This window comes from Mesorhizobium sp. KACC 23794, from assembly GCF_052180275.1.
Taxonomy (GTDB): domain Bacteria; phylum Pseudomonadota; class Alphaproteobacteria; order Rhizobiales; family Rhizobiaceae; genus Kumtagia.
The window spans coordinates 410,631-432,313 of record NZ_CP197465.1; the positions used below are offsets into that span (position 1 = coordinate 410,631).

24 protein-coding genes are annotated in these 21,683 nt (G+C 63.8%); 10 read left to right on the top strand and 14 right to left on the bottom strand.

Annotated features, from left to right (window positions below):
* The first annotated feature begins 23 nt into the window (after positions 1–23).
* A complete protein-coding gene (locus tag ACSBOB_RS02165; protein WP_442580830.1) occupies positions 24–626 on the top strand; it encodes an SMI1/KNR4 family protein in 603 nt (200 codons plus the stop codon).
* Here ACSBOB_RS02165 and ACSBOB_RS02170 read toward each other — a convergent pair.
* The 4 genes from ACSBOB_RS02170 to ACSBOB_RS02185 are packed head-to-tail and all read right to left on the bottom strand — an operon-like array spanning position 623 to position 3,365.
* A complete protein-coding gene (locus ACSBOB_RS02170; RefSeq protein ID WP_442580831.1) occupies positions 623–991 on the bottom strand; it encodes a helix-turn-helix domain-containing protein in 369 nt (122 codons plus the stop codon). The genes ACSBOB_RS02165 and ACSBOB_RS02170 overlap by 4 nt on opposite strands.
* A complete protein-coding gene (locus ACSBOB_RS02175) occupies positions 988–1,533 on the bottom strand; it encodes a Smr/MutS family protein (protein ID WP_442580832.1) in 546 nt (181 codons plus the stop codon). The genes ACSBOB_RS02170 and ACSBOB_RS02175 overlap by 4 nt, the downstream gene beginning before the upstream one ends.
* Positions 1,530–2,639: a murein transglycosylase A gene (gene mltA, locus ACSBOB_RS02180; protein ID WP_442580833.1), complete on the bottom strand. Its 1,110-nt coding sequence runs from the start codon at positions 2,637–2,639 to the stop codon at positions 1,530–1,532. Before mltA ends, ACSBOB_RS02175 begins: the two co-directional genes overlap by 4 nt.
* A gap of 24 nt (positions 2,640–2,663) precedes the next feature.
* Complete coding sequence (locus tag ACSBOB_RS02185) at positions 2,664–3,365, bottom strand: Tim44/TimA family putative adaptor protein (protein ID WP_442580834.1); 702 nt, start codon at positions 3,363–3,365, stop codon at positions 2,664–2,666.
* Between the two features lie 183 nt (positions 3,366–3,548).
* Here ACSBOB_RS02185 and ACSBOB_RS02190 point away from each other — a divergent pair, with 183 nt between their 5' ends.
* Together ACSBOB_RS02190 and secB are read left to right on the top strand one after the other, a co-directional pair.
* A complete protein-coding gene (locus ACSBOB_RS02190; protein WP_442580835.1) occupies positions 3,549–4,049 on the top strand; it encodes an FxsA family protein in 501 nt (166 codons plus the stop codon).
* An 88-nt stretch (positions 4,050–4,137) separates the two neighbouring features.
* On the top strand, positions 4,138–4,641 hold the full coding sequence (gene secB, locus ACSBOB_RS02195) for a protein-export chaperone SecB (protein WP_442580836.1): 504 nt from the start codon (positions 4,138–4,140) through the stop codon (positions 4,639–4,641).
* A 1-nt stretch (position 4,642) separates the two neighbouring features.
* On the opposite strand, the gene dnaQ is transcribed toward secB, so the two are convergent.
* From dnaQ to ACSBOB_RS02220, 5 genes are all read right to left on the bottom strand, one after another.
* Complete coding sequence (gene dnaQ, locus ACSBOB_RS02200) at positions 4,643–5,368, bottom strand: DNA polymerase III subunit epsilon (RefSeq protein WP_442580837.1); 726 nt, start codon at positions 5,366–5,368, stop codon at positions 4,643–4,645.
* Between the two features lie 78 nt (positions 5,369–5,446).
* On the bottom strand, positions 5,447–6,040 hold the full coding sequence (coaE, locus tag ACSBOB_RS02205) for a dephospho-CoA kinase (RefSeq protein WP_442580838.1): 594 nt from the start codon (positions 6,038–6,040) through the stop codon (positions 5,447–5,449).
* Positions 6,037–6,885 (bottom strand): shikimate dehydrogenase, encoded by an 849-nt coding sequence (locus ACSBOB_RS02210; RefSeq protein WP_442580839.1) that lies wholly within the window; start codon positions 6,883–6,885, stop codon positions 6,037–6,039. The genes coaE and ACSBOB_RS02210 overlap by 4 nt, the downstream gene beginning before the upstream one ends.
* Positions 6,878–7,477 (bottom strand): Maf-like protein, encoded by a 600-nt coding sequence (locus ACSBOB_RS02215; RefSeq protein ID WP_442580840.1) that lies wholly within the window; start codon positions 7,475–7,477, stop codon positions 6,878–6,880. The genes ACSBOB_RS02210 and ACSBOB_RS02215 overlap by 8 nt, the downstream gene beginning before the upstream one ends.
* Positions 7,478–7,508: 31 nt before the next feature.
* On the bottom strand, positions 7,509–8,330 hold the full coding sequence (locus ACSBOB_RS02220) for a pyruvate, water dikinase regulatory protein (RefSeq protein ID WP_442580841.1): 822 nt from the start codon (positions 8,328–8,330) through the stop codon (positions 7,509–7,511).
* A gap of 461 nt (positions 8,331–8,791) precedes the next feature.
* On the opposite strand from ACSBOB_RS02220, the gene hemJ reads away from it, so the two are divergent.
* The 7 genes from hemJ (at position 8,792) to ACSBOB_RS02255 (ending at position 16,723) form a co-directional block, all read left to right on the top strand.
* Positions 8,792–9,331, top strand: a complete 540-nt coding sequence (gene hemJ / locus ACSBOB_RS02225) for a protoporphyrinogen oxidase HemJ (RefSeq protein ID WP_442580842.1) — start codon at positions 8,792–8,794, stop codon at positions 9,329–9,331.
* Between the two features lie 169 nt (positions 9,332–9,500).
* The gene (gene rho, locus ACSBOB_RS02230; protein ID WP_442580843.1) at positions 9,501–10,766 is read left to right on the top strand and encodes a transcription termination factor Rho; all 1,266 of its coding nucleotides are present in this window, start codon (positions 9,501–9,503) and stop codon (positions 10,764–10,766) included.
* Positions 10,767–11,055: 289 nt separating this feature from the next.
* The gene (gene mnmE / locus ACSBOB_RS02235; RefSeq protein ID WP_442583942.1) at positions 11,056–12,384 is read left to right on the top strand and encodes a tRNA uridine-5-carboxymethylaminomethyl(34) synthesis GTPase MnmE; all 1,329 of its coding nucleotides are present in this window, start codon (positions 11,056–11,058) and stop codon (positions 12,382–12,384) included.
* 92 nt (positions 12,385–12,476) lie between these two features.
* Entirely contained in the window at positions 12,477–14,354 is a 1,878-nt protein-coding gene (gene mnmG, locus ACSBOB_RS02240) for a tRNA uridine-5-carboxymethylaminomethyl(34) synthesis enzyme MnmG (protein ID WP_442580844.1), read from the top strand.
* Positions 14,351–14,986 (top strand): 16S rRNA (guanine(527)-N(7))-methyltransferase RsmG, encoded by a 636-nt coding sequence (gene rsmG, locus ACSBOB_RS02245; RefSeq protein WP_442580845.1) that lies wholly within the window; start codon positions 14,351–14,353, stop codon positions 14,984–14,986. Before mnmG ends, rsmG begins: the two co-directional genes overlap by 4 nt.
* 25 nt (positions 14,987–15,011) lie before the next feature.
* On the top strand, positions 15,012–15,809 hold the full coding sequence (locus ACSBOB_RS02250; protein ID WP_442580846.1) for a ParA family protein: 798 nt from the start codon (positions 15,012–15,014) through the stop codon (positions 15,807–15,809).
* Between the two features lie 38 nt (positions 15,810–15,847).
* A complete protein-coding gene (locus tag ACSBOB_RS02255; RefSeq protein ID WP_442580847.1) occupies positions 15,848–16,723 on the top strand; it encodes a ParB/RepB/Spo0J family partition protein in 876 nt (291 codons plus the stop codon).
* A gap of 33 nt (positions 16,724–16,756) precedes the next feature.
* Here ACSBOB_RS02255 and holA read toward each other — a convergent pair whose 3' ends face one another.
* The 5 genes from holA to ACSBOB_RS02280 all read right to left on the bottom strand — a co-directional run bounded on the left by holA (position 16,757) and on the right by ACSBOB_RS02280 (position 21,299).
* Positions 16,757–17,806, bottom strand: coding sequence for a DNA polymerase III subunit delta (holA, locus tag ACSBOB_RS02260; protein ID WP_442580848.1), 1,050 nt, complete (start codon positions 17,804–17,806; stop codon positions 16,757–16,759).
* Between the two features lie 118 nt (positions 17,807–17,924).
* Positions 17,925–18,716, bottom strand: a complete 792-nt coding sequence (locus ACSBOB_RS02265; RefSeq protein ID WP_442580849.1) for an ATP-binding cassette domain-containing protein — start codon at positions 18,714–18,716, stop codon at positions 17,925–17,927.
* Positions 18,713–19,492 carry an ABC transporter ATP-binding protein gene (locus ACSBOB_RS02270; protein ID WP_442580850.1) on the bottom strand — a complete coding sequence of 260 codons (780 nt, stop codon included), beginning with the start codon at positions 19,490–19,492 and terminating at the stop codon, positions 18,713–18,715. Before ACSBOB_RS02270 ends, ACSBOB_RS02265 begins: the two co-directional genes overlap by 4 nt.
* The gene (locus ACSBOB_RS02275; RefSeq protein WP_442580851.1) at positions 19,489–20,316 is read right to left on the bottom strand and encodes an ABC transporter permease; all 828 of its coding nucleotides are present in this window, start codon (positions 20,314–20,316) and stop codon (positions 19,489–19,491) included. Before ACSBOB_RS02275 ends, ACSBOB_RS02270 begins: the two co-directional genes overlap by 4 nt.
* Complete coding sequence (locus ACSBOB_RS02280; protein WP_442580852.1) at positions 20,313–21,299, bottom strand: ABC transporter permease; 987 nt, start codon at positions 21,297–21,299, stop codon at positions 20,313–20,315. The genes ACSBOB_RS02275 and ACSBOB_RS02280 overlap by 4 nt, the downstream gene beginning before the upstream one ends.
* Between the last annotated feature and the right edge of the window lie 384 nt (positions 21,300–21,683).

Below are 21,683 nucleotides of genomic sequence, written 5' to 3' on the forward strand. Positions count from 1 at the left end.
GCTTCGCGCGTGGTTACCTGCCTATGAAACTCGATCTCGACGACCTGAAGCAAAAGGCCGGAAAGTGGAGTCATTTGGGGGAACGGCATCTTTCTGACGGAACAGTCCTCATAGGCCGCATGCCGAAAAAGGGACCCGGTGCCTATCTTCATCGATTCTTCGGCCCTCTCACCGACGCTGAGATCGATCAACTCGAAACGCAGATAAGGAGATCGATCCCGGATCGTCTTCGCCGATTCTACAAGCAGGCAAACGGTGTTAACTGCTTCGACGGCAGCCTTTTCATCTTTGGAATGAGGCGCAGTTGGGATCGCTCCGAGTTCGACGCCATGCTCTGTAATCCGTTCGACCTGTTTGTTCCGGCAATAACCAGCACATCAAGGAGCCCGAGCGGAAGCGGGCTGTGCATCTCTCGATATGGAGATGGGTCTTCGGTTTTCATCGAACCGGACGACAGCGTTGTGCGAGCACCCGAAGACAGTTCGCGGCGCGTGCTCAACCGTTGGGCCAGTTTCGATCACTGGATCTCGGCGGAATTCGATCGCATAAGCCTGTTTTTCGACGATCCAGGGCTTTGTAGCACCGATCGCGAAAATACCGTTCCTGCGCCGACCGCGAAGAATTAAGCGACCTGTTCGCGGACCGCCAAAAGCCTTTCGGTCAATTCGAGGATCGTTTTGGCATCGAGCTCGCGGACTTGCTCCGCGAGCAAGTTCGCCAGCCGGGTGGCTTCCGGCGAAAGCCCGGACGTGTCGATGACGACGCGCGGGTCGGAGGTGGCGGCGAGCCGCTCCAGCTCCTCCGCGTCGTCCCAGATGATGTTGAAATAACCGATGATCTTCTGCACCAGCGCCCAGCCGGGCGCGCCGCGTCGACCATGCTCAAGCGCCGACAGATAGGCGGCGCTGACGCCGAGCGCGGCGGCCATCTGCTTCTGGCTGATGCCGCGTTCGGCCCGCAGGGCCCGCAGCTTTGCCCCGAAGGGGGTCAATGCGCCACCTTCCGGCGCAGCCTTACGTAAAGCGCGCCGGCGCCGCCATGATGCCGGGCCGCGTGGTCGTGGCTGCTGACCAGGGGTCGGAAGGGCGCGGTCGCCAGCCAGCCGGGCACGGCGCGGCGCAGCACGCCATCGCCGCCGGAGGACGAACCCTTGCCGGTGATGACGAGGACGTAGCGCACGCCATTGGAATAGGCACGGCCCAGGAACGACAGCAGCAGCCCGTAGGCCTGATCCTGGGTCAGGCCGTGCAGGTCGACGCGGCCCTCGATCGGCAGGCGGCCGGCGGCGATCTTGTCATGCGTCGGCCGGTCGAGTGCACTCTGGCCAAGCGGGCTTCGGCGGGCGGCCACAGGCGCCGGGGCAGGCTTCGGCGGCTCCGGCATTGTCTCCGACAGCGCCTCCGCCATCGACAGCGGCTTCTGTTCCGGGGTTGCCGGGTGCTTGCGGCCCTTCAGCGGCGTTGCGGAGCGCGCGACAAGGCTCCACAGGACCCGGTCCTCGTCCGTGAGCGCCTTGTCGGTGCGCAGGCTCACCGACCGCCACCCTCGACGAGCGGACGCGGCAGCAGCGCGAAGAAGTCGGCCTCGTTGCGCACCACGCCGGCGATCTCGCCCGCGGCATCGCCCGACCCGGCGAACAGGTCGCCGCGCGCCGGACCGACGATCGCCGAACCCGTGTCCTGCGCGATCATCAGCCTGCGGAACGGTTTTGTGTCGAAAGCCGTCAAAGCGGGCGCATGGATGAAAAACGGCGTACCGAATGTGTGCAGCAGCCGGTCGACGGCGACCGACCGCCCGGCGGTGAGCGGCACCTTCGCCGCCGCCACAGGCCCGAGCGCCGGATCGTCAACCTCGGCCTCGCGAAAAAAGATGTAGGATCGGTTCCGCCAGAAAATCTCGTCGATGCGCTGCGGGTTGGCCGCGAGCCAGGCGCGGATCGACTGCATGGTGACCTGCGCCAAAGGGATTTCACCCAGATCAGCAAGAATCCGGCCCGGCCCGCTAAAGCGATGTCCGGTCTTGGCGGCATAGGTGACGCGGCGCATCGAGCCATCCGGCATGACGAGGCGGGCCGCGCCTTGCACATGGATGAAGAAGGCGTCGACCTTTTCGGCGAGCCAGGCGATCTCCAGCCCCCTGCCGGCCAATGCACCGCGCTCGATCTGGCCGCGATCGAAATACTCGACGATGCCGCCCGCCGTATCCCGGCCGAAGGCGAAATACGGATCGAAGTTTTGGGGCCGATTGGTGTCGTCGATGTCGACCAGGTCGGATGGCCGCGCCAGCAGAGGAACGGTGAAATCATCGGTCCGGACAGGAGATACCCGAACTTCCGGTTCGTAGAAGCCGGTGACCAATCCGCCAGCCCCCTCGCTCGGCGACACGCGGGCAGGGATAAAATGGCGTTCGAAAAAGGCACGCGCCTGCGGCCTGTCCAGCCCCTCGGCCGAGCGAGCCTCCGCATAGGCCGGCGCAAAGGCGGCAAAATCCACGCCCAGGCTGCCGGTGCGATAGGGTTTGGTCAGGATGTGGAAAGCGGATCGGCGGAAGGCTTCGAAGGCGAGGTTTTGATCATCCTCGGCCCATCCGGGCAAATCACCGTAGTCGACCGGGGTGAAGGCTGCGGAAAGTGGCGGCATGGCGGCGCGCCCTCCCGTGAGGATCTACTCTTCCTCTTCGGTCGCGACTAGCTTCCAGTTCGGGTCCTTCGAGCGCGTGTCGCGCGCGAACGTCCAGACGTCCTTGACCTCGGCTACCGTCTCCGGGTCGCCGTCGATCACCTCGCCGGCCTTGTTGCGGGTTGCGGAAATCAGCTCGCTGACGATGCGCAGCGTGATGTGCGCCTCGCCGCCCTTCATCTCGGCCGAAACGATGTCGGCCTTGTCGATACCGACGAAGGACGACTGGATCTTCTCGGAGCGGGACTCGCGATCGCCGATCGCCGCGACGAAACCGTCATAGACCTCACGGGAAAGCAGGTTCTTCAAAGCCTTACGATCGCCGTCGGCATAGGCCATGACGATCATCTCATATGCCATCTTGGCGCCCTCGACGAAGCCCTTCGGCTCGAAGGTCGGGTCCGCGTCGCGAATGGCGCGCAGGCCCTTGTTCAGGTCGCTGGGCGGCGGCGCGGCGGCGTCGATCGCCGCGTAGGTCTCGTCCGGCTCGCCCGGCGCCCGCTTGCGCGGCAGCGAAACGACATTGTCCGTCTTGGCGGGATCTTTTTCGCGGTTGCGGCCAGCGGTATAGGGATCGAAGGGCGGGCGCTCGTTACCGGTCCGCCGGCCGAGCACGTTGCGCAGCTGGAAGAAGATCACAACCGCCGCGACCAGGAAAAAAATCGTCCCGAAGTCGAAGAATTCCATATCTTCCGCCAACCGATCCTATGACGCGGCTCCCGCTCCCCGACCGGGCGCGGCACCATGGCTTGCAAGCAATGCATATAGATCGCAAGGTGCGATCATTCAAATCAAACGCTTGCATACCTATGTATGAAGGATTGCGCCAGCAGCAATTGGCTGCATGGCAAACACCAACCTGGGCCCGCCGTGTATCGCTTGATTCCGCTTTTCCTCCTCATCGTGCTGCCTCTGGCCGAGATCGCCGGCTTCGTCGTGGTCGGCAGCAAGATCGGCGCTCTGGCGACGATAGGCCTCGTGCTGCTCAGCGCAGTGGTCGGATCTATCCTTTTGCGATGGCAGGGATTCAGTGCACTCACCAACCTGCGGCGCGACCTCGAGGCGGGCGGCGACCCTGGCCGGCAGATGGCGCATGGGGTCATGATCGTCCTCGCCGGCATATTGCTCATCATTCCCGGCTTCATCACGGATATCGTCGGCCTGCTGCTGTTCCTGCCGCCGGTGCGCGACCTTGCCTGGCGTTTCATGCGCTCCCGCGTCCGCGTCGTCGGCAATTTCGGCATGTTCCGCGGCGGGTTTGAAGCCGGACGCGGCCAGCGGCGCGGTCCGGTCATCGATCTCGACGAGGACGACTACAAGCCGACGCCCAATCCGGATTCCCCTTGGAAGCGGATCGACGGCAAAGAATAGGCAAACTTGTGTTGCCTTGCCCGCCATGCTAGCGAAGCCGCGATTTTGACCGGGCCGCAGCGCGGCTGAAGCGAAAGGACTACGGCCGATGGCCATCAACGAGAATGCGCCGGCGGGGACGGCGACCAACGGAAACGCCCAGGCGGCAAAGCCGTCGCTCAACGTGCTTGCCCAGTATGTGAAGGACCTTTCCTTTGAAAGTCCCGGCGCGCCGAATTCCCTGCGCGGCCGCGACAAGGCGCCCGGCATCAACATCAACGTCAACGTCGCCGCCAATCCGCTCTCGGACAAGGAATTCGACGTCAACGTGACCCTGAACGCCAAGGCCTCCTTCGAGAAGGACGTGCTGTTCAATGTCGAGCTGGTCTATGGCGGCGTGTTCCGCATCGAAGGTTTTCCGCAGGAGCACATGCTGCCGCTGCTGTTCATCGAGTGCCCGCGCCTGCTGTTCCCGTTCGCGCGCCAGATCATTGCCGAGGCGACCCGCAATGGCGGCTTCCCGCCGCTGATGCTCGACCCGATCGACTTCGCGCAGATGTTCCAGCAGAAGCTGGCCGAAGATCAGGCCGCTTCGAAGGTCAAGGTCAGCTAAGTCAGCCAAGCGCTTCCGCCGGCTGCAACGCACCGGCGGTTTCCAGCCAGATCGCCTTTTCGCCGAGCTGAGCCACTAGGCGCGCATGCGCCTCGCGCTCGGCCGGCGTCAGCCTTGGCAAAAGCGGGCGCGGCCGTTCGCGGATGCTCGTCTCGACCAGCTCGGCCGTAAGCTCCACATTGGAAACCTCCGCGGTTTCCAGGACAAGCGCGGCCTGCTTGCCGCCGATCAGCTCGATATAGACCTCGGCGAGCAGCTCCGAATCGAGCAGCGCCCCGTGCTTGGTACGTCGGCTGTTGTCGATGCCGTAGCGCCGACAGAGCGCATCGAGCGAGTTCGGCCCCATCGGATGTTTGCGCCGCGCCAGCGCCAGCGTGTCGGTTACCCGCTCCGGGCCGATCGGCGGCAGGCCCAGCCGGGCAAACTCGGCATTGATGAAGCCCATGTCGAAGCCGGCGTTGTGGGCGACCAGGCGCGCGCCGTCGATGAAGGCCGAGAACTGCTCGGCGATCTGTGGAAAGGTCGGCTTGTCGGCCAGTTCGGCGTCGCTGATGCCATGGACCGCGAGGGCGTCGGGATGCACCGGCCTGCCCTGGGCATTGATATAGACGTGAAACGTGCGGCCCGTCGGGAAACGGTTGTCCAGCTCGACGCCGCCGATTTCGATCACCCGGTCTTCGCGCGCGTCGAGGCCGGTGGTTTCGGTATCGAAAATGATCTCGCGCATACGAATCGGTTCTTTCGGACAAGGCTGCGGACCGTGATCCTCGGCCCGGAACGAGTGGACGGCAAGCGCTGCAACGCCTCAGGCCGAGTTTTCCCCGCCGAGTTCGGCGACAATCGCCGAAACCGCGCGGCGGGCGCTTTCCATGCCTTGGCCGGTGTCGATGATATAATCGGCCTGCCGGCGTTTTTCGGCATCCGGAACTTGCTTGGCGAGGATCGCCTCGAATTTCTCCTCGGTCATGCCGGGCCGCTCAAGCACACGCTGCCGCTGTATCGCGGCATCGGCCGTGACGACCACGACCTTGTCGACGCGACCGCGGCCGCCTGTCTCGAACAGCAGAGGAATGTCGAGGACCACCAGCGCCGCGCCCGCTACACGATGCCGGGCAAGAAATGCATCGGCATCCGCGCGAACCAGCGGATGAACGATCGATTCGAGTTTTTTCAGGGCCTCCGGTTTGCCGAGCACCCGTTTGGCCAGTTCGATACGGTCGACCGACCCCTGTTTCATCGTCCCAGGGAAGGCCGCTTCCACCAGTGGCGCGAGGGCCCCGGAATAGAGGCGGTGGACGGCCTCGTCCGAATCATGCACCGGCACGCCGGCCTCGGCGAACATACGCGCCGTCGTCGACTTGCCCATGCCGATCGAACCGGTCAGCCCAAGGATTTTCATGCCGCCTTGGCCAGAATGTCGGCCACGATCAGGCCGCGCAGCTCGGGTGTGACCTCGGGCCTCACTCCGAACCATATTTCAAAGCCCGGCACAGCCTGATGAAGCAGCATGCCGAGGCCATCGACCGTCTTCAGCCCACGCTGTCGGGCAGCGGCCAGCAGTGGCGTTTCGAGCGGCACGTAGACGATATCGGCCACCAGCGCGCCAACCGGCAGCCGGCCGAGATCGACCGCTATGTCTGTTTCGCCATGCATGCCGAGCGAGGTGGTGTTGACCAGCAAGGCCGCGTCGTCCAGCAAGGCATTCGCCGCGCCGAAATCATGGGCGGAAAAAGCTGGTCCGAATTCCGCGGCCAGCGCCTGGGCTCGAGCCGGCGTGCGGTTGACGATACGGATGTCGGAGAACCCGCGATGCTTGAGTGCAAAAAGCACGGCGCGCGCCGCACCGCCGGCGCCCAGCACCACCGCCGCCCCCGGCACAGCGCTCCAGTCCGGCGCATGATCGTCGAGATTGGCGGCAAAACCGTAGGCATCGGTGTTCGAACCTTGAAGCAGGCCGTCTTGAACCCACAGCGTGTTGACCGCGCCGATCTCCTTCGCCGCCGCGTCGAGGCGGTCGACGGCCTGGGAAGCGATCTCCTTGTTCGGAATGGTTATGTTGCCGCCGACATAGCGGCCGGCTCGGACCGAGGCCGCGAAATCCGCAAAATCGGCCGGCGCGACGTCGATCGCCTCATAGCAGCCGTCCAGCCCGTAATAAGCGAGCCAATGGCCATGGATTTTCGGCGAGCGCGAATGGGCGATAGGATGCCCGCAGACAAAGGCTTTCCGTGTCATTTCAGCCATCGATGGCGCCGAGATCGCGAAGCGCCGCCAGTACCGGCAGCAACGGCAAGCCGACAATGGTGAAATAGTCGCCTTCGATCTTGTCGAACAGTTGGATGCCCTCGCCCTCGATCTGGTAGGCGCCAACGCTGTGTAGCGCCTTCTGGCCGACCCGCGCCAGGTGCCGGCCGATGAAGGCAGGCTCGAGCGTGCGCATCGTCAGCTTTGCCACCGACACGGTGCGCCACAGCACGTTGCCATCGCGCACCAGCACGGCAGCACTGTTGAGGTGGTGGGTCTTGCCGGAAAGCGCGAGCAGATGACGGCGCGCGTCCTCCATGTCCTTCGGCTTGTGGAACAAGCGGTCGCCCAGCGACAGCGTCTGGTCGCAGCCAAGCACAAGAACACCCGGATGACGGTCGCTGACCTCTATCGCCTTGGCCTCGGCCAGAACCTCGGCCACCTCTTCCGGCGTCGCGCCCGATCCGTTCAGCGGCGCCTCGACCGCGCGTTCGTCTACATCGGCTGCGACCGGACGAAAATCGAGGCCGGCATTGGCCAGCATGGTCTTTCGGAACGGGCTCGCTGAAGCAAGGATAAAGGGTTCGGCCATGGAATTCTTGCCTGGTTCGATCGGCTATCGCCTAGCGCGTCTTGCCGCGCAGGGCAACGATTGCCGCCGCCGTCTCCTCGATCGAGCGGCGGCTGACGTCGATCATCGGCCAGTTGTGGCGCGTGCAGATCTGGCGGGCATAAGCAAGCTCTTCCGAGATAGTGGCGCGATCGACATAGGACTGCGCGTCGAACCCGCCGGTGACGCCAAGCATGCGGTTCTGGCGGACTTGGGAAACACGTTCGGCGCTGGCCACCAGTCCGACGATCAGCGGCCGCGTCGCCTGGGTCAGGCTGTCCGGGATCGGCACGCCGAGCACGATCGGGATGTTGGCGGTCTTGATGCCGCGATTGGCGAGATAGATGCTGGTCGGGGTCTTCGACGTCCGCGATATCCCGATCAGCACCACGTCCGCAGCATCGGCGTCGTCCGGCAGTTGCCCGTCGTCATGCTCCATCGTGAAATTCAACGCGTCGATCCGTCGGAAATAATCCGCGTCGAGCACATGCTGGGCGCCGACGCGCCGGCCGGCCGGCGTGCCCAGATAAGACTGGAAGACTGTCAGAACCGGCTCGAGCACCGACACGCAGGGCAATCCCATCTCGGCGCAGCGCGAATCGATCGTTCCCGCGAGCTGCTGGTCGACAATGGTGTAGAGCACGATGCCGGGCTCCTCATCGATGTCCTCGAACACCTTGTTCAGCTGCTTCCCGGTGCGGATCAGCGGATAGATATGCTCGATGGCGCGCGCGTCCTTGTACTGCGCAGAGGCTGCGCGGCCGGCCGCGAGCAGCGTTTCGCCGGTGGCGTCCGAGATCAGATGGAGATGAAAGAAGCTCTGCGGTTTGTTCACAGATCGCGTCCCGTCCTGTGGCCTCGTGTGGAAAACTCCCGCAGTTTTCCCAAGGCCGTCCGGGCGACTGTATCAGATGGCGACTTGTCCACAATTCGCGGCGCTGTCGAAACGGCGGGTCCGGTTTGCAGAAGTCTGGGGAAAAGTCGGACAGCGACGCATCGTGTCGAAGCCGTCCGCAAACAGGCTTATGCTTAGCTACTAAAAACAAAGAGCATTTTCGACTTTTCCCCGCTGTTCTCCTTTCCTGTCCGGAAATCGTGCAACAAGCGGCCACGTGGCTTCGGCGGCGGATGAGGGGACAAATCGGAATCATCGATTCCAACAGAGTCTAAGAATCAGAAGATTCATTTATAAAAGTTTAAGATTTGAAGGGAGGCTGTGCGCAATGGCGCACCCTTCGTGAAGAGGCTCCGGAACGCTGACGAAGCACGGAGCGATATGAGACAGGATTGCCAGGCATGACCGAGAACCAGACCATACCGGCAAGCAACCGCAGCGCGGCCAGGCGCGCCATCATCGCGCTGGTCATATTTGCCGCGGCGGCGGCGCTGCTCTTTGCAATCGACCCGGCCAATCTCTATCTCTGGATCAAGGCAGCGCATGTCATCGCCGTCATCTCGTGGATGGCCGGCATGCTCTATCTGCCGCGGTTGTTCATCTATCACACCGCTGCCGAACGCGGATCCGTGCAGTCGGAAACGTTCAAGGTCATGGAGCGGCGGCTTTATCGCCTGATCATCAATCCGGCGATGATAGCGACTTGGGTGTTCGGGCTCTGGCTGGCCTGGAAGGGCTTTGGCTTCTCCGGCGGCTGGCTGCACGCCAAGATCGCCGCCGTGCTGGCGCTCTCGGCCGTGCATGGCTATCTCGGCGGGGCGGTCCGGCGTTTCGCCGGGGATCGCAACGAGAAATCGGCCCGCCATTGGCGGATCATCAACGAGGTGCCGACGGCGTTGATGATCTTCATTGTCGTGCTCGTGGTCGTGAAACCGTTCTGACCGAGGATCTCAAAACGCGCCTTGCTCTTTTTCCGCGTTGGCGATAAAAGCAGGGCCTTCCTCTCCGCCATGCGCCAGCCGTTCGTTATTCGCAGTCGGTCGCGCCAGGCACGCTCATCGCTTTCGCCGATAGCTTCAGCTTTCCCACCTTCACCACCAAGGCCTCCTTATGCAGGAAATGAAACTACAGGACTTCAAGAACAAGAAGCCGATCGATCTGATCGCCTTCGCCGAGTCGCTCGATGTCGAGAACGCCAGTGTGATGCGCAAGCAGGAGCTGATGTTCGCGATCCTGAAGAAGCTGGCGGCGCAGGATGTCGAGATCATCGGCGACGGCGTGGTGGAAGTCCTCCAGGACGGGTTCGGCTTTCTGCGCTCCGCCAATGCCAACTACCTGCCAGGCCCGGACGACATCTACATCTCTCCCTCACAGATCCGGCGCTTCTCGCTGAAGACCGGCGACACGGTGGAAGGGCCTATCCGTAGCCCGAAGGAAGGCGAGCGCTATTTCGCCCTGCTGAAGGTCAACTCGATCAATTTCGACGACCCGGAAAAGATCCGTCACAAGATCCATTTCGACAATCTTACACCGCTCTATCCGACGTCGCGGCTGAAGATGGAGGTGGAAAACCCGACCACCAAGGATATCTCGCCGCGCGTCATCGATCTCGTGGCGCCCATCGGCAAGGGCCAGCGCGCGCTGATCGTCGCGCAGCCGCGCACGGGTAAGACGGTGCTGCTGCAGAACATCGCGCATTCGGTCACCACCAATCACCCGGAATGTTATCTGATCGTCCTGCTGATCGACGAGCGGCCGGAGGAGGTCACGGACATGCAGCGGTCGGTCAAGGGCGAGGTGGTGTCCTCGACCTTCGACGAGCCGGCTGTACGCCACGTTCAGGTCGCCGAGATGGTCATCGAGAAGGCCAAGCGGCTGGTCGAGCATGGCCGCGACGTCGTCATCCTGCTCGATTCGATCACCCGCCTCGGCCGCGCCTACAACACGGTCGTTCCGTCGTCCGGCAAGGTACTCACCGGCGGCGTCGATGCCAACGCGCTGCAGCGGCCGAAGCGCTTCTTCGGCGCGGCACGTAACATCGAGGAAGGCGGCTCGCTGACCATCATCGCGACGGCGCTGATCGACACAGGCAGCCGCATGGACGAGGTGATCTTCGAGGAGTTCAAGGGCACCGGCAATTCGGAAATCGTGCTCGACCGCAAGGTGGCCGACAAGCGCATCTTCCCGGCGATGGATATCTTGAAGTCTGGTACCCGCAAGGAAGACCTTCTGGTGCCGCGCCAGGACCTGCAGAAGGTCTTCGTGCTTCGCCGCATCCTGGCGCCGATGGGGACCACGGATGCGATCGAGTTCCTGATCGACAAGCTGAAGCAGACAAAGACGAATTCCGACTTCTTCGATTCGATGAATACGTGATTTTTGGGCGGCGCCGCGTCAGGCGGCGCCGTTTGGCTGACATTTACAGGTTCAAGGACGCCGGTTCAGGACCCGTTTCATTGGTCCGTAGGTGGGAACTACGCGTCTGCGGCAGGAATCGATTCGTATCCGTAATGAATCCACATGGGGCTTATGCCAAGCGAAACGAAGATTTGCCTTGGCTTAGTTGATTCGTATCCGAAACAATTCACGGACATGGTAACCGTGTTTGTGGTGGTTCGGCGAGTACCGTTCAAAATCGGCCCGCCAACAGTTCGGTATCGCCAAGATGCAGCGGAACGCCTCCAGGGATACAATCGTCGCACTTTCCAGCGGCCAGTTGCCGTCGGGCGTTGCAGTCGTCCGTCTCAGCGGGCCCAAGGTCCGCGACGCTATCATCTCGATTGCAAACTCCTTGCCTGCCCCGAGAATCGCACGCTTCGGATCGCTGCGGCTGGCCGACGGTTCGTTGCTGGATCAGGGCTTGACCCTGTTCTTCCCTGCCCCGAATAGCTTCACGGGCGAGGATTGCGGGGAATTCCAGGTTCATGGCGGGCGCGCCACGGTTGATGTCTTGCTGCGGACCATCTGTGCGATCCCCGGCTGCCGCCTGGCGCTGGCCGGCGAATTTTCGCGGCGCGCCTTCGAGCACGGCAAGATGGATCTGCTTGCGGTCGAGGCGACCGCCGACATCGTTACCGCGGAAACCGAAGCGCAGCGGCGCTTTGCCGTCCAGAACGGCACGGGCGCCCACGCAGCGCTTTATGCGGACTGGCGTAACCGCCTGATCCGTTCACGCGCTTTCATTGAGGCCGAACTGGACTTCTCCGATGAGGGCGATGTCCCCGGATCGGTGTCGGATCAGGTATGGCAGGAGATCTCGGAACTGTGCCGCGATGTCGAGGTGCACAGCCTCGGATATGGCAAGGCCGAGATGCTGCGGGATGGCTTCGACATTGTCCTGATCGGCGCCCCAAATTCTGGAAAATCCAGTCTTTTGAACGCACTGGCTCGCCGCGACGTGGCGATCGTCACTGCCGAGCCGGGAACCACCCGCGATCTCGTCGAGGTCGTTCTTGATATCGACGGATTGAAGGTTCGCGTTACGGACACAGCCGGTATCCGTGAGACGCAAGGGCTGGTGGAGCAACTGGGTATCGAACGAGCGAGGTCACGGGCCGGCAAGGCTGGGCTTGTCCTGGTGCTCGAGGATATGACCGCTCCCTTGCCAATCGGAAGCCTGGCTGCTCCAGAGTCGTGGAAAATAGGTACGAAAGCTGATCTGTTGGGGAGGCGACGCCAGCCCGCTGGGTACGATTTCATCGTATCATGTGTCTCCGGCGAAGGTTTGGCCGAGTTGTTGGAAGCCATATCCCGCAAGGCTAAGGACGCCGCACCAACGATGGGCGAAGTGCTTCCATGGCGGTTGCGTCACGTTGAGCTTCTGGCCGAGTGCCGACGGCATATGGAGACCGCCCTGTCCGGTCGCGAAGCCGGCCTCGAACTGCGATCGGAGGAACTTCGGTTGGCGGCAAATGCGCTAGGCCGTATCAGTGGCGCCGTGGATGTCGAGGATCTGCTCGATGTGATCTTTGGTCAGTTCTGCATCGGCAAGTGATTCACGTGAAACACGCCGTGCCATACAGTTTCACGTGAAACCCGCCGGCGGTGCTTGACAGAAATCCGGAGGAGCCTAATGCAAGGTGTATCATGAGCTCGATGCAATTTGATGTGGTCGTTGTCGGGGGCGGGCACGCTGGCTGCGAAGCTGCGTCGGCGTCGGCCCGGGCCGGTGCGAAAACTGCGCTTGTTACCATGCGCGCCGACGCGATCGGCACGATGTCCTGCAATCCCGCCATCGGCGGCATAGGAAAAGGCCAGCTCGTCCGGGAGATCGATGGGCTGGATGGCCTCATGGGCCGGGCTGCCGACGCAGCCGGCATTCAGTTCCGGTTGCTGAACCGACGCAAGGGACCGGCGGTTCGCGGACCTCGAACCCAGGCGGATCGCAAGCTCTATCGCCAGGCGGTTCAGAATTTTATTGCCAACCAGGCCGACCTTGCCGTTATCGAGGGTGAGATTGCAGAACTGGTGGTGGCGGGAGACCGTTTGCAGGCCGTTCGTTTGGCTGACGGAACCGAGATTCATTGTGGCGCCGTGGTGCTTACGACAGGGACTTTTCTCCGCGGCCTGATCCATATCGGCGAAAGGCGCTTTCCTGCCGGTCGTATGAACGAGGCTGCCGCGGTCAGCCTTTCGGCTTCGATGACAAAGATTGGTTTCAGCCTTGGCCGGCTGAAGACCGGCACCCCGCCGCGCCTGGATACGAAGACGATCGACTGGGCCGGCCTTGACCGGCAGGTCGCCGATGAAGAGCCCGTGCCCTTCTCTTTGCTTACGAAAACAATCGACAACCCACAGATCGATTGTGGGATCACGCGAACTACGGCCGAGACGCACCGGGTGATACGGGAGAATTTGAGCCGGTCCGCCATGTATTCAGGCTCCATCGAGGGCATTGGGCCCCGCTACTGTCCTTCCATCGAAGACAAGATCGTCAAATTTGGGGATCGTGATGGGCACCAGATTTTCCTGGAGCCGGAAGGGCTGGACGATCCGGTCGTGTATCCGAATGGTATTTCGACGTCTCTCCCCGAAAACGTCCAGGCTGAGATTTTGAAGACGATACCAGGGCTCGAACGCGCGAAGATGCTGCAACCGGGTTACGCCATCGAATACGACCACGTCGATCCTCGAGAGCTTCACAAAACGCTTGAGACACGCAGGATTTCCGGTTTGTTCCTGGCCGGGCAGATAAACGGTACGACCGGTTATGAAGAAGCGGCCGCCCAGGGCCTCCTCGCCGGCCTCAATGCGGCGCGGCGTGCCGGCGGCGCGGAGGGCGTCACGATAGGTCGCTCGGAAGCCTATATCGGGGTGCTGGTGGACGATCTCACCAGCCGCGGCGTCACCGAACCCTACAGGATGTTCACGTCCCGGGCTGAGTTCAGGCTCTCGCTACGGTCGGACAATGCCGATCAACGGTTGACACCTGTGGCTATGAAGCTCGGCCTCGCTTCTTCCGCGAGAGTCAACGCATTCGAGACTATCTCAGGTGAGTTGTCGGCAGCGGTTGAGCTGGCGAAGTCGCTATCGTTGACGCCGAACGAAGCCCAAAGGCACGGACTTAACGTTAATATGGACGGACGTCGCCGCACGGCCTATGAACTATTGTCCTATCCAGGCAATAGTTTGAATGAATTGGCTAAGATCTGGCCCGAGCTGAAGGGATTGAGTATCAAGGCTGCGGAAGGTCTGGAGATCGAAGCCAGTTACGCGGTTTATCTTGACCGTCAGGCTTCGGACATCGAGCAGATGAAGCGGGAAGAGCATCGAGCTTTGCCAATCGATCTCGATTATGCCTCGCTTCCGGGATTGTCGAACGAACTGAAACAGAAGATGCTGCGCTATCGCCCGACTTCTGTTGCTGCGGCGGAACGTATGGAAGGCATGACGCCGGCCGCGATGGCTATTATCGTGGCGCGGGTTCGGGAGCACGAGCGGCTTGCCAGGAACACAGCGGCGTGAGTGGCGAGTATGACGAGCTTGTCAAGATCGCCGGCCCTGTTTCACGTGAAACATTTTCCGTTCTTCAGAGCTTTCTAGGCGAGTTCCAGCGCTGGAACCGGGTCACCAATCTGGTCGCCTCCTCCACCGTCGATGAGATTTGGCATAGACATGTGCTGGACAGCGCACAGTTGAAAAGCCTGGCTCCTGATGCACGGCGTTGGCTCGATCTCGGCTCTGGCGGTGGCTTTCCGGGGCTTGTGACGGCGATCTTGATTCGGGAGACAAAAGAGAGCCGCGTCGATCTGGTGGAAAGCAATCGAAAGAAGGCTTCTTTCCTTCAGATGATGGCCGGACAATTCGCGCTCCCCGCTGTCGTTCATGCCCGGCGCATAGAGGATGTCGCCGCAAGAATCAGCCTGCCGGAGATTGTAAGCTCCCGCGCACTCGCGTCCTTGACAAAACTTCTGGAGCTGTCGGAGCCATTCCTATCCTCGGGCGCCACGGCTCTCTTCCACAAAGGCCGTGAATATCGCCGTGAGGTCGAAGAAAGTGCTCACTCGTGGAGCTACGACCTGATAGAACACGCAAGCGTGGTTGAATCGCAAAGCGTGATCCTTGAGATCAAAGGCTTGAAGCGTCTGCCGCGTTGATGAAATGGCTGTCGCGGCACGTACAATGTCCAATATTCCACGCATCATAACCATCGCCAACCAAAAAGGCGGCGTCGGTAAGACGACCACCGCCATCAATTTGGCGACGGCGCTTGCCGCGATCGGCGAGAGCGTTCTCCTTGTGGATCTCGACCCGCAAGGCAACGCCAGCACCGGGCTGGGGATCGACAAGCGCGACCGTACGACATCGTCCTACGATGTGATCACCGGTGCGATGAGTCTTGAGGATGCGGCCGTGTCGACGGCTGTTCCCGGTCTCTCGATCGTTCCCTCGACGCTGGACCTTCTCGGCGTGGAGATGGAGATCGCCGGCACGCCCGATCGTGTGCTGCGGCTGCGCAATGCCGTCCGCGCCTCGGCGGCAAAAGTAGGGCTCTACAGCTACATCTTGATCGATTGCCCGCCATCCCTCAATCTGTTGACGTTGAACTCCATGGCGGCTGCGGATTCGGTGCTTGTCCCGCTGCAATGCGAGTTCTTCGCGCTCGAGGGTCTCAGCCAGTTGCTGGAGACGGTGGAGGAGGTGCACCGGACGATCAATCCGGACCTCACCATCCAGGGCATCGTGATGACCATGTATGACGGCCGCAACAACCTGGCGAACCAGGTGGTTGACGATGTTCGGGCGCATCTCGGCGACAAGGTCTACAACACGATCATTCCGCGCAACGTCCGTGTCTCGGAGGCGCCGTCCTACGGTAAGCCGGCGATCCTGTATGATCTCAAATGTTCCGGCAGCCAGGCCTATCTCCAGCTTGCGTCGGAGGTGATCAGGCAGGAACGCAAGTTGCGAGCGGCATAGTCGCTGTTCGGTTTCGAGTTTATTCCAGGTAGGGTTACATGAGCGAAGACCTCTCCAAACGGCGATTGGGTCGTGGCCTCGCGGCTCTCATCGGCGAGATCGACAAGCCGGCTGTGTCGCGTCAGTCTATAGTACCGGTCGACGGCAAGGCGCCGATCGAGTTCATTCAGCCCAATCCGCGCAACCCGCGTCGCGCCTTCGGCGATGCCGATCTGACCGACCTCGCCCAGTCCATCAAGGAACACGGCATCGTTCAGCCGGTCGTGGTACGACCGGCCGCCGACGCCGCCGGGCGTTACGAGATCATCGCCGGTGAACGGCGTTGGCGCGCTGCGCAGCGGGCGGGACTGACGGAAATCCCGGTGATTGTGCGCGAGGTCAACGACCGCACGGCGCTCGAACTGGCGATCATCGAGAACGTCCAGCGGACCGATCTCAACCCGATCGAAGAAGCGATGGGCTATCAGCAACTCATCGACGACCACAGTTATACGCAAGCCGATCTCGGGCAGGTGATCGGCAAGAGCCGCAGCCACGTCGCCAACACGCTGCGGCTTCTCAAGCTGCCGGACGACATTCGCGCCTTGCTGATCGACGGAGCGCTGTCGGCCGGTCATGCCCGCACGCTGGTCACGGCGCCAGACCCGGCTGCGCTGGCACGGCGCATCGTCGAGGATGGTCTCTCCGTGCGCCAGGCCGAGGTGCTCGCCCAGCAGCCGGCGGCCGCGCAGGCCGATACGCCGCCGAAGCCGGTCGTGGAGAAGGAGGCCGACACCATCGCGCTGGAAAAACTGCTCTCCGACGTGACTGGGCTGAAGGTGGCGATCAACCACAAGCAGAAGGGCGGCGAGGTGCGTATCGCCTACCGCAGCCTCGAACAGCTCGACGAGTTATGCCGCCGGCTAAAGAATTAGGCGGCAACATTTCATAGATATTTAGCTGGCTATCTAGTTTCGCGCCTGACCGCCGCGCGCGGCGTCGCGCGCCACATCCAGCAGCAGGCGATGCGTGGCGGCGACCGCAAGTTCGGGCCGCCGCCGCGTCAGCAGCACCGTCTCGTGCAGCCGTTCGAGGATGCGCGCCAACGTCCGGCTCGGCCAGCGCGAAAGCGATTGCTCGACCATCTTTCGCCGGCCGAAGAACACCGGCGGCCGCGCCGCCGCCACGGCGGAAGCGGCGTTTCCACCGTCCCTCTCCATCGCCGCCCGCATCAGCTGCAGCGACTGCAGCTGGCGCTGAAGAGCCGAAAGCACTGCATAGGCCTGGCTGGTGCCCATCGCCTGCCGGGAATAGGCTGCGTCGAAGGCGGCCAGATTGCCTTCCAGCACCGCGTCGACCGCCTCGTCGACCGAGACGGACGACACGTCGCCGGTAAGGGCGCGGATGTCGTCGCTGGTTATGCTGTGCTGTCCGAGGGCGTAGAGCGCCAGCTTGGCGACCTCCGCCCGGGTGGCCATGCGGTCGCCGCCCAGATTGCGGCGCAGCAAGGCCCGCGCCTCCGCATCGATCGACAGGCCGGCCTTGCGCAATTCGTCGTCGATCACCGTGTCGACGGAGCGCGCGTCGTCGCTGTAGCAGGGCAGGGCGATCGCTTGCTTGGCTCCTTCGACGGTCGCCCGCAGCCCGGTCCCCTTCTTCAGGTCGCCGGCCTCGATCAGGATCGTCGTCTCGGGCGGCGGCGCGGCGCACAGCGCCTTCACGTCGTCGGCCAGTGCCTTCTGGCCCGCCGCGTTCCGCACCCAGAGCAGCCGCCGGCCGGCAAACATCGGCAGCGTGTTGGCCTCGTCGACCAGGCGTCCCGCATCCTTGTCGAGTTCGGAGGCTTCCAGCCGCACGACCGAGAACGGATCGTCGAGCGGCACGCCGCTTTTCTCGGCAAACCGCCGGGCCCGTTCGCTCACCAGGCCGCGGTCCGGCCCGTAGATCAGAACGATCGGCGTGCCGGCCTGCGGCCGCGCCAGCCAGCCGTCCACCTCATGTGCTTTCAGTTGCGCCATGGGACGCGGGATAGCATGCCGCCGCCGTGCAGGTAACGAAAAACGGCATGTCGCAGGCTGCTCGCGGAAAGAGATGGATGCCCGCCCGCTTCGCGGACGACAGCACCGTATTTGCAGCCTAAACGTTCGATCCGCCGGGCAGCTTCATCGCGGCGGCCAGCAGCGCCTTCCCCATCTTCGACGCCGGCGCGGCGATGACCTGCCGTGCGTCGCCGGTCTCGACGATCCGGCCCTGGTCCATGATCGCCACGCGATGCGCGGTCTGCCGGACCACCGCCAGGTCGTGCGAGATGAAGAGATAGGCGATGTCGTGCTGGCGTTGCAGGTCGAGAAGCAGCGCCAGGATATCCGCCCGCACCGAGACGTCGAGCGCCGACACCGCTTCGTCCAGCACGATCAGTTCCGGGCGGGTCGCCATGGCGCGGGCGATGGCGACGCGCTGCCGCTGACCACCGGAAATCTCGTGGATGCGCCGGTGGCGCAGGCCGTCCGCAAGCCCCACCCGCTCCAGCAGCGCACCGATGGCGCGGGGCCGCGCCGCCCGTCCGGCGATCGCATGGATGCGCAGGGGATCGTCGAGCGCGCGCTCCACCGTGGTGCGGGGGTTGAAGGCCGACAGCGGATCCTGGAACACCATCTGGAACCGCCGCCGCAAGACGCGCAGCCGCGATCCGCGCAAGGCCAGCAGGTCTTCGCCGGCAAAGCGCAGCGTGCCCGAGTCCGGCTCCGCAAGCCGCATCAGCACGCGCGCCAGCGTCGATTTCCCGCTGCCGGAGGGGCCGACCAGCGCCAGCGTCTCGCCAGCCGCGATGTCCAGGTCGACACCGGCAAGGGCGGCGAATCGATCCTCGCCGCGGCGGAAATCCTTTCGCAGGCCGGTCGCCTGCAAGAGCGGCCCCGGCGTCCTCATCGTGTCTGCCAGTCCTCGACAGGGTCGAGGCTCAGCGCCGCCGCCAGCAAGGAGCGTGTATAGGGTTCGCGCGGCCTCTGCACGATGTCCAGGGCGGCGCCCGCCTCGACGATCGCGCCATCCTTCAGCACGACGATGCGGTCGGCGATCGTTGCCGCCAGAGCGATGTCGTGGCTGACGATCAGCAGCGACATGCCGGTCTCGCGGACGAGACGGCCGATCAGTCCGACGATGTCGGCCTGGACGATGGTGTCGAGGGCGCTGGTCGGTTCGTCGGCGATCAGCAGCGCCGGTCCGGCGGCGATCGCGGCGGCGATGCCGACGCGCTGCCGCTGCCCGCCCGAAAGCTGGTGCGGATAGGCATGGACGAGCGTGTGCGGCGCGGGCAGCCGCACCCGCTCGAACAGCTCCGCCGCGAGGCCGAGCGCCGCCCGGCTGCCGAGGCCGAGATGCACTTCCGCGACCTCCGCCACCTGACGGCCGACCGTCATCACCGGATCGAGCGTCGCGCCGGGGTCCTGGAAGACGAAACCGATGTCCTTGCCGTTGCGCGGCGGGCGGGGAAGTCCCGGCCAGCCGATGATGCCGTCGGTCGACGTTTTGGGCGGCAGCAGTCCGGCGATCGCCAGGGCCAGCGTGCTCTTCCCGGAGCCGCTCTCGCCGATCACGGCGACGCGCTCGCCGGCGCCGACCGTCAGGTCGATCCCCCGCAGCGCCTCGGCTTGCCGCGCGCCGTAACGCACCCGCAATCTGGAGATCGCCAGCAGCGCGGTCACGAAAAACTCCGGCGCGCCGCCGATGCCTCGACGACGCCCTCGCCTGCGAGATAGACGCCGAGCACCGAGAGCACGAGCGCGATGCCTGGAATGATCGACAGGAACGGCGCGGAACGCAGCACCGTGCGTCCCTCGGCGATCATGCCGCCCCAGGTCACCCGGTTCGGGTCGCCCAGGCCGAGGAACGAGAGCGACGCCTCGATCAGCACCGCGCCCGCGACGATCACCGAGCTCAGGGCCAGCACCGGCGGCAGCGCGTTGGGCAAAACTTCGCGGAAGGCGATCTCGCCCGGATGCATGCCGATGATGCGTGCGCCTGCGACAAAGTCGCGTTCGCGCAGGGACAGGATTTCGGCGCGGGCGATGCGGGCGGGTCCTGTCCAGGCGCCAAGCGCGATCGCCGCGACAACGGTGCCGAGCGAGGGGCCGACGACGCTGACGAAGGCTAGCGCCAGCAGGAAGGCCGGCACGGTCTGGAACGCGTCTGTGATGCGCATCAACACCTCGTCGGCAAGGCCGCCGGCAAAACCCGCCACAGTGCCGACGACGCTGCCAAGGACGATCGCCGCCGCCGCCGCCGCCAGTCCGACCGTCAGCGAGGTGCGTGCGCCATGGAAGAGGCCGGCGAGCACGTCGCGGCCGAGCCTGTCGGTGCCGAGCGCATGCGACCAGTCCTGGAACGGCGGGATCAGCGGCGCTCCGGCGATGGAGAGGGGATCAGCCGGAAAGAGCACCGGCGCGAAAAGCGCCATCGCGGCGATCGCCACGAGGATCGTGACGCCGGCAACGGCTTCCGGCGACCTGAAGAACCCCACGCGTGTCATGCCGTCGCCTCGCTGGCGCCGACGCGCGGGTCGAGCACCGCGTAAAGGCAGTCGACGACCAGATTGATGACGATCACCAGCACCGCGCTCACCAGGATGATGCCCAGCAGCAGCGGCGTGTCGCGCGAACTCACGGCCTCCTGCGCCAGCCTCCCGAGGCCGGGGATGGAGAACAGGCTTTCGATGACGACGCTGCCGCCGAGCATGGCGGCGGATTGCAGGCCGAGCATGGTGACAAGCGGGAGCAGCGCGTTCCGGGCGACATGGCGGATGACGATGCGCCGGCGCGGCACGCCGCGGGCCCGTGCGGCCAGCACGTAGTCCATGCGCCATGCCTCCGCCATGCCGGCGCGCATGACCCTGAGATAGAGGGCGAGGTAGATCAAGCCGAGGCTGGCGACAGGCAGCACGAGATGACGGGCGATATCCAGCGCCCGGTCCAGGCCGGCCTTGCCCGAGGCGATGGTCTCGATGCCGCTGCCCGGCAGCCAGCGCAGTTGCACGGCGAAGACCACGCTCAGCACCAGCCCGAGCCAGAATCCCGGCACCGCGTAAAGCGCCAGCGAGCCGACCGACAGCAGCCGGTCGCGAAGGCTGCCCGGCCGCGAGCCGGCGAGGATTCCCAGCAGCGATCCGAGCGAGAAGGACAGCGCCGTCGCGCTGCCCATCAGCAGCAGCGTGTTGGGCAGCCGCTGCAGCACGACATCGAGCACAGGGCGCGAAAAGGTGACGGACTGGCCGAGGTCGAGATGGACTAGCGACCAGAGATAAAAGGCCAGGCGCGCCCACGCCGACTGGTCGAGGCCCCAGGCTCGGCGCAGTTCCTCGATCATCTGCGCGTCACCGCCGACCGACACGACATAGGCGTCGACCGCGTCGCCGGGCGCTGCCTCGAGCAGCAGGAACCCCCCGACGATGACGATCGCCAGAACGGGAAGGGCGCCGATAAGCCGGCGAAGGATGAGAGCGCGGATGCGGTTCATGGGGAAGCTTGACGAGCCGCCGCATTCTTCGCGTCAGTCCGGGAGAGGTGCGGGGGATGGCATTGTTTCATTCCGTCCGCGTGAGATTTCCGCTGCTGCGGCTCGCCCTTGGGAAAAGGTACTGCTCGGCCCAGCCGTAAACTCGAAATCCGTTCGAAGGTTTGCTGCGGAGGCGGTGCAGAGGCCGGGGACAGTTTACTTAATTCCGCAGAAAGGCGCAGCGCTTCAAGGTTGATGCAGGCGGAATTAAGTAAACTGTCCCCTCCAGTTCCCCCGGCATCGGCCTCGTGCCGACGGATTTCGATGAGCACTGTTCCATGGCGTCTCTCTACGCTTTGTCGGACATTTGCCCTGCGCGGGGTAAGATCGACTTCGGCGTCTCGT